This is a genomic window from Candidatus Tisiphia endosymbiont of Xenochironomus xenolabis, assembly GCF_964264705.1.
In the GTDB taxonomy this organism is placed as follows: Bacteria; Pseudomonadota; Alphaproteobacteria; order Rickettsiales; family Rickettsiaceae; genus Tisiphia.
This window is the reverse complement of sequence record NZ_OZ183473.1, coordinates 653,943-665,408: the sequence shown is the minus strand read 5'-3', so window position 1 is coordinate 665,408 and position 11,466 is coordinate 653,943. Positions and strand designations below refer to the sequence as shown.

General features: G+C 31.9%; 11 protein-coding genes. 6 read left to right on the top strand and 5 right to left on the bottom strand.

Going from position 1 to position 11,466, the window contains the following annotated elements:
- Positions 1-131: 131 nt before the first annotated feature.
- Both xseA and ACFELY_RS03305 read right to left on the bottom strand, forming a co-directional pair.
- Positions 132-1,472, bottom strand: a complete 1,341-nt coding sequence (gene xseA / locus ACFELY_RS03310) for an exodeoxyribonuclease VII large subunit (protein ID WP_341759909.1) — start codon at positions 1,470-1,472, stop codon at positions 132-134.
- A gap of 308 nt (positions 1,473-1,780) precedes the next feature.
- Positions 1,781-2,296: a hypothetical protein gene (locus tag ACFELY_RS03305; protein WP_341759554.1), complete on the bottom strand. Its 516-nt coding sequence runs from the start codon at positions 2,294-2,296 to the stop codon at positions 1,781-1,783.
- 383 nt (positions 2,297-2,679) lie between these two features.
- On the opposite strand from ACFELY_RS03305, the gene ACFELY_RS03300 reads away from it, so the two are divergent.
- A complete protein-coding gene (locus ACFELY_RS03300; RefSeq protein WP_375330082.1) occupies positions 2,680-2,955 on the top strand; it encodes an HU family DNA-binding protein in 276 nt (91 codons plus the stop codon).
- A gap of 149 nt (positions 2,956-3,104) precedes the next feature.
- Positions 3,105-4,118, top strand: coding sequence for an aminoglycoside phosphotransferase family protein (locus ACFELY_RS03295; RefSeq protein ID WP_375333627.1), 1,014 nt, complete (start codon positions 3,105-3,107; stop codon positions 4,116-4,118).
- Between the two features lie 244 nt (positions 4,119-4,362).
- On the opposite strand, the gene ACFELY_RS03290 is transcribed toward ACFELY_RS03295, so the two are convergent.
- Positions 4,363-5,247 carry a M15 family metallopeptidase gene (locus tag ACFELY_RS03290; RefSeq protein WP_375333626.1) on the bottom strand — a complete coding sequence of 295 codons (885 nt, stop codon included), beginning with the start codon at positions 5,245-5,247 and terminating at the stop codon, positions 4,363-4,365.
- A 442-nt stretch (positions 5,248-5,689) separates the two neighbouring features.
- Here ACFELY_RS03290 and truA point away from each other — a divergent pair, with 442 nt between their 5' ends.
- Positions 5,690-6,451, top strand: a complete 762-nt coding sequence (gene truA, locus ACFELY_RS03280; protein ID WP_375334122.1) for a tRNA pseudouridine(38-40) synthase TruA — start codon at positions 5,690-5,692, stop codon at positions 6,449-6,451.
- A 140-nt stretch (positions 6,452-6,591) separates the two neighbouring features.
- On the opposite strand, the gene ACFELY_RS03275 is transcribed toward truA, so the two are convergent.
- Both ACFELY_RS03275 and ACFELY_RS03270 read right to left on the bottom strand, forming a co-directional pair.
- Entirely contained in the window at positions 6,592-7,083 is a 492-nt protein-coding gene (locus tag ACFELY_RS03275; RefSeq protein WP_341759559.1) for a copper chaperone PCu(A)C, read from the bottom strand.
- A gap of 87 nt (positions 7,084-7,170) precedes the next feature.
- Positions 7,171-7,431: a DUF2671 domain-containing protein gene (locus ACFELY_RS03270; protein WP_341759560.1), complete on the bottom strand. Its 261-nt coding sequence runs from the start codon at positions 7,429-7,431 to the stop codon at positions 7,171-7,173.
- 115 nt (positions 7,432-7,546) lie between these two features.
- On the opposite strand from ACFELY_RS03270, the gene ACFELY_RS03265 reads away from it, so the two are divergent.
- From ACFELY_RS03265 to dprA, 3 genes are all read left to right on the top strand, one after another.
- On the top strand, positions 7,547-9,316 hold the full coding sequence (locus tag ACFELY_RS03265; RefSeq protein ID WP_341759561.1) for an ABC transporter ATP-binding protein: 1,770 nt from the start codon (positions 7,547-7,549) through the stop codon (positions 9,314-9,316).
- Positions 9,317-9,431: 115 nt separating this feature from the next.
- Positions 9,432-10,034 (top strand): peroxiredoxin, encoded by a 603-nt coding sequence (locus ACFELY_RS03260; RefSeq protein ID WP_341759562.1) that lies wholly within the window; start codon positions 9,432-9,434, stop codon positions 10,032-10,034.
- Between the two features lie 291 nt (positions 10,035-10,325).
- Complete coding sequence (gene dprA / locus ACFELY_RS03255) at positions 10,326-11,465, top strand: DNA-processing protein DprA (protein WP_375333625.1); 1,140 nt, start codon at positions 10,326-10,328, stop codon at positions 11,463-11,465.
- Position 11,466 lies beyond the last annotated feature (1 nt).

Below are 11,466 nucleotides of genomic sequence, written 5' to 3'. Positions count from 1 at the left end.
CTACTTCAAGCTAATTAGAGTATATAGTCAACTCAGGAGAATTTGGGGCTAGGAGCGATGGAGCAACGCCTATAAATAATAGGCGAGCGACGAGTGACAACGTCCCCAACTTCTCATCAATTGACTATACACTATTTTATAGTGTGGACTAATATATCACCATCAAAAAATTTAATATTAAATTCTTGTTTTTTGCTTGCCATAACTTTTGATGTTATAAATTCTCCATCTGCTGATTTGATTACCGTAAAGCCACGTTTTAGTACGGTTTTGTAGTCTAAACTGGTAAGTAGTAAATTATTTAAATTTAATTGATGATCATAATTTTTTAACTTAGTGCTAATAGATTTTAGTGTATAATTAAATTGATGGTCTAATTCTAAAGACTTATAATCAACTATTTTCATAGGATTTAATATTTCTACATTCAGTGAATCAAGTTTTGCCTCTTTGAATTTAAGTAAATTGGGCAAAGACTCTGTTAATCTAAAACTTAGTTCATCAAGAAGCTGTTGATTATAGTCTATATAAGTAGTTAGACTCCTGGAAATATTAGTATTGGAGTTAACGGCTTGCTGTTGATATTTAACTAGCTGAATAATACGGTTAAGTAATGTCTCATAATACGAACTTATTGTGTAATTAAGGCTAGAAAGTACAGGTACGGCAAATTCAGCTGCCGCAGTGGGAGTAGGAGCTCTCTTGTCAGCTACTAAATCGATTAAAGTATTATCTACTTCATGCCCAACTGCCGAAATAATAGGAATATCTGAACTAAATACGCTACGTACTACTACTTCTTCATTGAATGCCCATAAATCTTCTATAGACCCCCCACCTCTTGCAACAATTATAACATCAGGTTTTATATTTTGTTCTAATTTATTAAACCCTTCAATTGCCCCAGCAATTTCACTTGCAGCATTGCCACCTTGAACAGTGACTGGCCATATTAGTATATGAGACGGACAGCGGTCATTAATACGGTGTATAATGTCCCTAATTACCGCCCCAGTCATTGAGGTAACTACCCCAATCTTATTAGGCAAGAAAGGTAATGGTTTTTTTGGTTTATCAAAGATACCTTCTTTTTCTAATTTTGCTTGCAATTCCTTAAGAATTTGCATAATAGCCCCAAGACCCGCGGGTTCAAGAGCTTCTACCGATAGCTGATATCGTGAATTTCCTGCATACCCAGAGAGTTTGCCGATAGCTACCACTTCCATGCCATCAACTGGGGTAAATTGCATTTTGGCAAGTACCGGACGCCAGCAAGTGCAAGCTAGAATCGCTGTATTTTCCTTAAGATTAAAATAACCATGACCAGAAGTTGCTATCTTAAGACCAGAAATTTCTCCCTTTACTCTAATATAACCAAAGTTATTTTCAAGCAATTCCTTAATCTTAGTAGAAATTTCAGTTACTGAGAGTTCTTGATTTACTAAATTAGTGACAACACTATTTTCTAGCATAAGGGACAACATAATAATTTTTATTATAAATTTTTGGCAGGGCAGTTTATAAAGTCATAAAAAACAACTAAACTGCCCTAGGCTGTGAACAAAATTTTAATTGTCTAGATTTTGAGTGTTTTTTAGCTGCAAATTATAAGATTCTTTTGAAATAGGTACACTATTCCTGCAAAAATCTTATTAATTTTCGCTTAAAAACACTCAAAATCTAGACAATTAAAATTTTGTTCACAAAACCTAGTTTTTTAAAACACAAACAAAGATTATCACTGAATTATTTTCTTTTGTCGATGGTTTTTATAATTGAACTATAGCAATTCTTTATCTCTTGTTTTCTTCAGATTTTCTTCTTCTTTTTGCTTACCTTTAAATTTTGTTAGAAATTCATCTGTTATGTATATAAGATCCATACTAAAGCTAAGATGAGGAGCATCTAGTATTATGGTACAATCACTATCTGCAAATTTAATTTCTTTATCACCCAACCTAGGATTCTGGCTATCGGTAAGTTTGTATTTCTCTGAAAGTAACTGATAAAATTCTGTGAATTTACTTTTATCTATCGTTAAGATTACTGCTTGGATAATGTTATCATCATTACATATTATTAGTAGCTTAGTAAGCCCCTCTAATTTGACATCTCTAACATTGACATAATAATTATACCCTTCCCAATGATTCTGTTCTTTTTTGGTGATATGATATACTTTCTCTACGTCTGATATAACTGTTTTATTTAATTCAAAACCTAAAGGAGTTGGATTAGCATTAACATTTAAGTCGAGAATTAAAATAAATAATATGTAAAATAGTCTAGTGAGCATAAAAGTTACCTTATATATATTAAATCATAATTTATAATATATAAACTATTTAGATTTTCAACTAGTCATTTCATTTAAACCAACATAAAATATAATAGCGATTAACTTCAAAAGTTATTTTTGACCAATTTTGTATTGTAGTTACTAGTGTAAACACATGCTAATTACAGTATAAGAAACTAATTTGATGTAAAATAGATACAATTTTTTACAATTAGGCTAGAAAATAATTATATTCAAAAATTCTAAATAAGTCTCAGTTGCAGTCAGTTTAGTGTCTGATATAATCTAAGCAACGAGATTAATAAGTCTTGCTGGCATCTTGGTATAATAAATACATTAATGTCTGATAATTTTAACAATCTATTTGGAGAGCTAATCATATGAATAAAGGAGAATTAGTAGCATTAATGGCTGAAGCAGGTCATTCAAAAAATGATGCAGAAAAAGCCCTTACTTGGGTTGTAGATAGTGTACTTAAAGCACTTAGTCGTGGTGAGGATGTTAACCTAGTAGGGTTTGGCTCTTTTCACATACAAAGTAGAGCTGCACGTGAAGGTCGCAATCCAAAAACTGGTGAAAAAATGCATATTGCTGCTTATAAACAACCAGTCTTTAGAGCTGGTAAGAAAATGAAGGAAGCCTGTAATAATTCTTAATTTTCTTAGAATTTTCCCTATAAAATATTATAGTCTGGCATAGGTTTACTTCTATAACATTTCAACAAGAAAGATATTATCCATTATACTTACGTATGGTATATCTTTCTTGTTATAATTATGAGATAGGCTTTATTAGAAGAATCTGTATGGAGAAATTGTTAGAATGGGAACGCCGAAATAAATTTTTTGATCTTGGATTCGAAGAAATTAAAAATTTGTGTAAAAAATTTTTAATTAGGAAAGATAAATTTATTGTTACCAAAGCAAAACATGGTCTTGCTAATACAAATTATATTATTGAATTCGAGAATAGAGATAAGTTTATATTACGTATTAATGTTCGAGATATAGAGTTAGGTAAAAAAGAATTTAAACTTTCACATTTACTCAATAATGAACCTTTAGTTCCAAAATTTCTTAGTTTTAATCCTATAAATGAAATAACAAACTATTTTTGTGGTTTTGTAGAATATCGTGAAGGTAATTTATTATCAGATTTTTTAACTGATCCTTCGTTTTTAGACTCAATACTAGTAATATATAGTAAACTTGGTGAATTTTTAGGACATTTGAGTACCTATAAGTTCCAAGAGAGTGGTTTACTTGATGCAAATTTATCAATCAGCAAAATTACTACAGAACATAATGGATATAATGTATTTATAAATTATATTTTAGATAAAATAACTAAGCCCAGAGTGAAAGCTAAGTTAGGTAAACAACTTTCTCATAGTTTAAAAAATAAAATTATTTCATATGAAAACTCTTTTCCTAAGGAATATAGTTATCAATTAGTGCATGGTGATTTTAAACCTTCTAATATTTTAGTTAAAAATATAGACGGAACATTAATTTTATCAGGAATATTAGATTGGGAGTTTGCTTATTCTGGTTCAGTGTATGGTGATATTGCAACTTTATTTAGATTTAAACATTTATTTGATAAACAATTAAAAGATAGCTTTATTTCTGGATACTCAAAAATGTCAAAGTTACTAGGCTTTGTAAACCTAGACTCAGATTGGGAGAAAAAAGCAAAATTAGTTGATTTAGTAAATTTATGTGATTTGTTAGATTCTAAAGATGAAAGACCTAACATGTATAATAACATAATAGAATTAATCACTGATACTTTAGATTTTATTGATTATCATAGCTAACTCCGATTAGTATTTAACCACAAAATTGCATTTAACGTGAGTGTTCACGAAAAAAAGTTAAAGTATAGTCAATTCAGGAGAATTCGGGGCTAGGAGCGATGGAGCGACGTCTATAAGTAATAGGCGAGCATTGAGCGACAACGCCCCCAACTTCTCATCAATTGACTATACTAAGTTAACAAAATTTTTAGTTAACTTAGTGGAGTAACAAAATTTCTATAGTAAGAAGAAATGGTTGTATTAATCACTTATTTACAATACATTTTGATAAAATCTCATATGCCTGATCTGGCGTTAGGCTTAATATTTCTGGTGATTTTTTTAAACATTGCATAAACATCTTAGAGTCTTTTTTATAAAGCTCAACAAATTGATTATTATTAGGATCAATTTTGTTAAGCATTTGCGGTGTTTTAGTGTAGAACTCAAAAAGAGTACACCCATCATTATAGTTCATAATGGCTAATAATTGTGCCATAGCTCGAGACGTTTGGAAATGCTGCCAATCTATAGGAGTGTTCCACTTTCCTCCCCAAACACTAAAACCATTTTCAGCGAAAAGATCAATTATTACTTCACTCATCCCAGGTCTAATATTGGTTCGATTGAGATAACTTGATCCTTCTGAAGGTTTTACAGTAACAAGCCCTGCTTGACTTATGTCACTTGGAATAGAAATATAAGGATTTTGAATTGGATTAATGTCAATTGCAAGACCGTATGAATGTACTGAAGGTAAACCGCCTCCTGTAATTTCACGACAACTGAAACTAGAACTATTGTTATCTGCCATACTTCTGTCATCATCACCATCATAATCTTCAATAGTACGCGCTTTAGCAATAGGATATTTTAAATCATATATTTTTTTCAAAATGGCGACAACACGCTCAGAAACAGCATCAAAAACAACTAGTTTTCCATCATGATGTATTACAGAATTAAAATCATAATAAGAGAATTTAATAAGTCTCAATCGATTTAGAGCAACTGGACATCCTTCATGCCACACTTTTTTCTTGATCATCTCTTGTTTCGATGATTTAGATAAAGGTTTTATGCTAAAATCAGCAGCATTTACTTGCGATATATTTATAAAAACAATACATAATAATATTAGCTTATACATATAATTTCCTGTGAACAAATTAGTTATCTCCGACAGTCTCCTAGTAACTATCACTATAAAAATTAGTAGTGTATTTTGAAAAGTATCCTAACCCAATAAAAGAGTCAAGCATTTATTGTTATACAAGCTAGCATAAGTCCTAAAATTCATATATAATGCCTGCTTAGGAGACTGTCTGATACCAGTTCTCGAAATTAATTAGTTATCGCAGGCAGCCTCCTAGAACAACAAAATTCCCAGTGAAGAGATTTTTATGATACTGTGTTTTGGTTTAGATTCTTGTTTGCACGATGATGATATAGTCAATTCAGGAGAATTGGGTAGCAGAAGATATGGCGTGAAGCCTATATGTAATAGGAGAGCTACGAGTAACAATGTCACCAATTTCTCATCAATTGACTATATTAAAGAGCATGAGAGTGATAATGACAATCCATCAATTTTGCAGACTGCTAAGAATTTAGATGTTTATCGATATAAAATTACCATTGAATATTTGGGTACGGTTTTTGTTGGCTGGCAGAAGCAGAGTGGTGATATATCTATTCAACAAACATTGGAAGACGGGATATATAAGTTTACTGGTGAAATAGTAGTGGTTCACGGAGCTGGCAGAACTGATGCAGGGGTTCATGCTTTAGGGCAAGTAGCCCACTTTGATTTAGTGAAATATATGCACCCTTATAAAGTTATGCAGGCTATCAACTATTTTGTGAGATCTTACAATATAGCGGTAGTTGATTGTGTTCTAGTAGACAAAGATTTTCATGCAAGATTTTCTGCTTTAGAACGTCATTATGTCTATAGAATTATCAATAGACCTAGCCAAGTTATAATAGATTTAAATCGTGCTTGGTGGATAAAACAACCTCTTGACGTTGAAGCAATGAGACGCGGGGCTTCCTACCTCATAGGACATCATGATTTTAGCTCATTTAGAGGTAAATTTTGCCAAGCAAAGTCACCTATAAAAACCTTATCCGAATTAATTATTACCCAGAAAAATGAAGAAATAAAAATATATTTTTCTGCTCGATCTTTTTTACATAATATGGTTCGAAATATTGTTGGTAGTTTAGTATTAGTTGGACGTAATATATGGCAAGAAGATGATATCCAAAAAGTGTTGGATGCCAAGAAAAGAGAAGCAGCAGGAGCAAAGGCTCCGGCATGTGGGCTGTATTTCCTTAGAGTTGACTATTAACTTATAAGTATGCACCCTAAGCGTCATTGCGAGACCACGTAGTGATCGTGGCAATCCATTATTCTTAGATTGCTTCTTGGCTTACGCCTTCTCGCAATGACATCTTGTACTTTAACTTTTTTTCCGTGAGACCCTTAATATTATTGGGTCTTTACTTCTACTTGTACAACTTTCTGAATGTTGTTATCGAAATATAAGAATAAATCAAATTTATCACCAACTTTTAGTATGGTCTTTAAATCCAAAAGCATAATATGCATACCACCTGGTTGTAAAATAGCACTAGTTTTAGTTGGGATAACTAGCTTATCAAGTTTTACCATTTTGCTAACACCTTTTTCATCAACAAAACTTCTATGTAATTCAACCCTGTTAGCGACATCGGAAGAAACATTTACTAAATTATAATCTGTATTAGAATTATTAACAATTTCAAGATATATTGCAGAATTATTACGTTTGCCAGCGTTAGTTGACATTGAAGGTCTTGCCCAAGCGTTTTGTGTGTCAATGGAAGCAGCTAATATCGCCGTATTATCCGGATTATTACTATTTGGAGCGTCAGCAAAGCAGACTGACAGGCTAAAACATAGGATGGCAGCAATGATGGTTATTATATTCTTAAATATCATATTGTCCTCATAAATTAAGTTACTCGAGTCATTCATTATAGTATACACTATGGTTACACATACACTAAGTATATTTAGTATATAATTCTAATTCTGGTTTATTTTAATAAATCTTTGTTTAACAGCATCCCAATTATAGTGGACATTTACTGTTTTAATTTCTGTAACTGTAATATCTCCATTAGATAACTGTGCAACATCAAAGCCTTTTTGGATAGATTCAGTAATCAGAGTAGTTGATTGACAAATATATCTAACATTAAAAAAAGGATTATTATTATCAATATCTAATGAATTGGTAGCTTTCTTAGTTAAGCTATTCAAAATAGGTATGTTTTTTTCTTTCATTCTAGATAACTTTAGATATTTTGTACCATTTTATAACAGTTTTGTGATAAGGTAGCAAGGTTTGTTTATTAAGTTAATTTAGTCTAATTAGTTTTTTTGTAATAGGGTGTGTACTGTGCTAGAAAGTTTTGATTTTTCAAACTCGTCAATAAGGCTATTTTTCTATTTCTTAAAGAAAAGAAAAATTAAACTAATCGTTTTAGGTTTGTTATGCATAATGTTGGGAATGATACCTGCTATTGATAGTGTATTGCTTCAAAAAATTATAAATTTGCTAGAGTCTTTCTCTGATGAAGAAGCTAAATATCTACCTTCCTCTATGATGTCTTGGGCAATAATATATGCAGTTTGGTGGATGGGTGTAAATGTTATATGGCGGGTTTATGATTATGTTTATCTAAAAACAATACCCTATATCAAAGGACAGATACTAGATGAGATGTATAATTATACTCAGTATCATAACCATAAATTCTTTCAAGAAAACCTTGCTGGTCATATTACCAATCGTATTACTGAAGCTTCTAGGTCTTTCGAAATGGTTCTATCGTTATTTGGTGAAAAAATTATATATAAACTAGCTATAATTGTTTTTTCTCTAGTAGCTATGTATTCGGTTCATCAAATATTTTCCACTATATTCCTGATATTTATTTGTGTTTTTATAGGAATTACTGTTATCTGCTCAAGTACAGTAAATAAATATTCAGTAAATTATGCCCGAAGTAAATCAATAGTTGCCGGTAAGATTGTTGACTTGATAGCCAATATTAGTGCAGTAAGGATGTTTACTTCTCATAAATTTGAACGTCAAAATCTAGAAGCAAGAATAGATAATGCGATAGTCAATGAACAAATTATGCAGTTTTTCATGTGGAAGCTACGTAACGTACTAGGAATAATCTGTGCTATAATGATTTTTATCATGATTTATTATTTGGCACAGCTTCGTAGTCAAATGCAAATAACTATAGGAGATTGTGTCTTGATACTTACTCTGTGTATGGCTGTTACTACTGAAATTTGGGATTTAACGCAGGAAATAGGGGATATGTTTGAAGAGTTTGGTTCTTTTAATCAAACTCTATCATTGATGAAGCCTCATATTATAAAAGATATTGAGAATGCCCATCTTTTAAAGGTTACAGAAGGTGAGATAGAATTTAAAAATGTTAGTTTTAAATATTATCATAATAATAATTTATTCGAGAATAAATCCATTACACTTTTGAAGCAACAGAAGGTAGGGTTAGTAGGATTTTCTGGCTCAGGAAAAACAACTTTTATCAATCTTATTACACGATTGCATGATATAGACCAAGGAGAAATTTTAATTGATGGGCAAAATATTAGATATGTAACTCAAGACTCTTTGCGAGATAATATTAGCATAATACCACAAGAACCAATCCTATTTCATAGGACAATTATCGATAATATTAGATATGGAAAAAAAGATGCTAGCTTAGAAGAAGTAATAGAGGCGGCAAAAGCAGCTCATATACATCAAATTATTACCACTATGCCAGAAGGGTATCAGAGCTTATGTGGTGAGAGGGGTAATAATTTATCAGGTGGTCAGAGACAGAGGATAGTAATCGCCCGGGCAATATTAAAGAATGCTCCAATATTAATCCTTGATGAAGCAACAAGCAGTTTAGATAGTGAGACTGAGAGCTTAATACAAGATTCTCTATCTTACTTAATGCAAAATAAAACTGTATTAGTTATAGCCCATAGATTATCAACTTTGTTAAATATGGATAGAATTTTGGTTTTTGATGCAGGTAGTATAGTTGAAGATGGAACACATGAGGAATTATTAAAAAACAGTAAATTGTACAAAAAATTATGGAAATCACAAGTAAAAGGTCTAATAATCTAAAATTCTAGTAATTTTTAAATTATTAGTTGAGTTATTTTGGATTTGGTATTGTAATAGGTTATAATTTTGTGTATCATAATAAATGTTTTTAATCATTATTAATTGGAGAATTTTAATGCAAGTGTTCGTTGGAAAAGCTGCTCCGGATTTTACAGCTAAAGCTATTATGCCTGATAATAGCATAGAATCTGAATTTAATCTTAGAAATTATGCTAAAAATCATAAAGTGGTATTGTTTTTTTACCCGCTTGATTTTACTTTTGTTTGTCCATCAGAAATTATAGCTTTTAATAATAGGTTAGGAGAATTTACTGAGAGAAATACAAAATTAGTAGCAATAAGCGTTGACTCGCATTTTTCTCATTTAGCTTGGAAAAATACCCCTTACAATAAAGGTGGGGTTGGTAATATCCAGATTCCTATGGTGTCAGATATTAAAAAGAGTGCGTCACATAGTTATAATGTACTACATGATGAAGGAATATCGCTGCGTGGTACTTTTGTTATTGATGAAACATTTATAGTACGGCATTTACTAGTTAATGATTTGCCAATTGGTAGAAATATTGATGAAGTAATAAGAGTGATCGATGCTATAGACTATAATACCAAACATGGCGAAGTATGTCCAGCTGGCTGGCATAAAGGTGATGAAGGTATTACTCCCTCACATAAAGGAGTGGCACATTACTTAGCTTCTAATGCAGAAAAGTTATAGCTGTAGTCAATCTGAACTAGTGCCGAATAAGCACCCATCGTGCTGTCATTGTGCATAAGTGTCAGTTTAAGAAGGTAATAATTAGAAAGCCGTCATTGCGAGGAGACCGTAAGGTCGACGAAGCAATCCATTTTAATCGATTTTTTGGATTGCTTCGTTGCCACTAAAGTGGCTCCTCGCAATGACGCTTATGTGCAATGACGCTGATGCTAAATACTAACCGGATTTATAACGTTGCCAATTAAAGTTAATTCACTAATATATAGTCAATTGATGCTGAAGGAGCTATTTTTGGATACTAAACCAGTATCTTACACAAAAGAAACTATTGACATCCTAAGATTGATTAGGAGTGAAAATGTTGGCTCAAGAACTTTTTGGAGCTTAATAAAGCTATTTGGTAATAGCAGTGCTGCAATTGACAAAATACAAGAATTTTCTCTGAGAGGTGGGCGTTCTAAGCCCGTAAGGGTATTTTCTCAGAGCGATGCAAGTAAAGAACTTGAATTGTTGCAAAAGCATAATGCTCAGATTATTACCTATAAATCTCCAGGATATTCAAGGTTATTGTTAGAGATTTTTGATTGCCCGCCAATATTAAGTTATAAGGGCAATATTGGGTTATTAGCACACGAAAGATGTTTAGCAATTGTTGGAGCAAGAAATGCTTCAGTAAATGGTCGTGCCTTTGCTGCTAAAATTGCTAAGGAATTGACTGATGCAAATTATATAGTGGTTTCTGGACTTGCTAGAGGTGTTGATACAGCAGTGCATCAAGTAAATACCTCTAAAACAATAGGAGTTATAGCTGGAGGAATTGATTATGTTTATCCCCCAGAGAATGTTAGATTATTTGAGCAAATCCAACAAAATGGCTTGATAATTGCTGAATTACCATTAGGTTCAAAACCACTTGGGCAACATTTTCCACAGCGTAATCGATTAATTTCTGGTATATCTCTTGGAACAGTAGTAATTGAGGCAAGTCTAAAATCTGGATCGTTAATAACAGCACGGTTTGCTTTAGAACAGAATAGAGAAGTATTTGCTGTACCAGGATTTCCGCTGGATCCTAGGTGTCAAGGTACTAATAAACTTATCAAGGAAGGAGCTCATATGGTGGAATCTACTGAGGACATAGAGACTAATTTACCACCTTTTAGCAAAATTATCAGTAAATCTAAGGATGTAGCAAATGATTCAATCGAAAATAATCAGTTTAGAACGTTAGATATCAAATATGATAATGTAATTACCAATGATATGCGTATGAGGGTTAAGGAGCTTTTATCTTCAACTCCTATAGATTTTGATTGTTTACATCAAACACAGCTACCTTTGCCGGCTATATATATGATAATATTAGAGCTAGAATTGGCTGGAAAAATAACCAGATATCCTGGCAACAAGATATCTTTAATTTATAAATAAA

Excerpts from the sequence above, each read along its gene's own strand:
- ACFELY_RS03305 (WP_341759554.1), bottom strand. The coding sequence starts at position 2,296 with ATGCTCACTAGACTATTTTACATATTATTTATTTTAATTCTCGACTTA.
- ACFELY_RS03300 (WP_375330082.1), top strand. The coding sequence starts at position 2,680 with ATGAATAAAGGAGAATTAGTAGCATTAATGGCTGAAGCAGGTCATTCA.
- ACFELY_RS03295 (WP_375333627.1), top strand. The coding sequence starts at position 3,105 with ATGGAGAAATTGTTAGAATGGGAACGCCGAAATAAATTTTTTGATCTT.
- xseA (WP_341759909.1), bottom strand. The coding sequence starts at position 1,472 with ATGCTAGAAAATAGTGTTGTCACTAATTTAGTAAATCAAGAACTCTCA.
- ACFELY_RS03275 (WP_341759559.1), bottom strand. The coding sequence starts at position 7,083 with ATGATATTTAAGAATATAATAACCATCATTGCTGCCATCCTATGTTTT.
- ACFELY_RS03270 (WP_341759560.1), bottom strand. The coding sequence starts at position 7,431 with ATGAAAGAAAAAAACATACCTATTTTGAATAGCTTAACTAAGAAAGCT.
- ACFELY_RS03260 (WP_341759562.1), top strand. The coding sequence starts at position 9,432 with ATGCAAGTGTTCGTTGGAAAAGCTGCTCCGGATTTTACAGCTAAAGCT.
- ACFELY_RS03290 (WP_375333626.1), bottom strand. The coding sequence starts at position 5,247 with ATGTATAAGCTAATATTATTATGTATTGTTTTTATAAATATATCGCAA.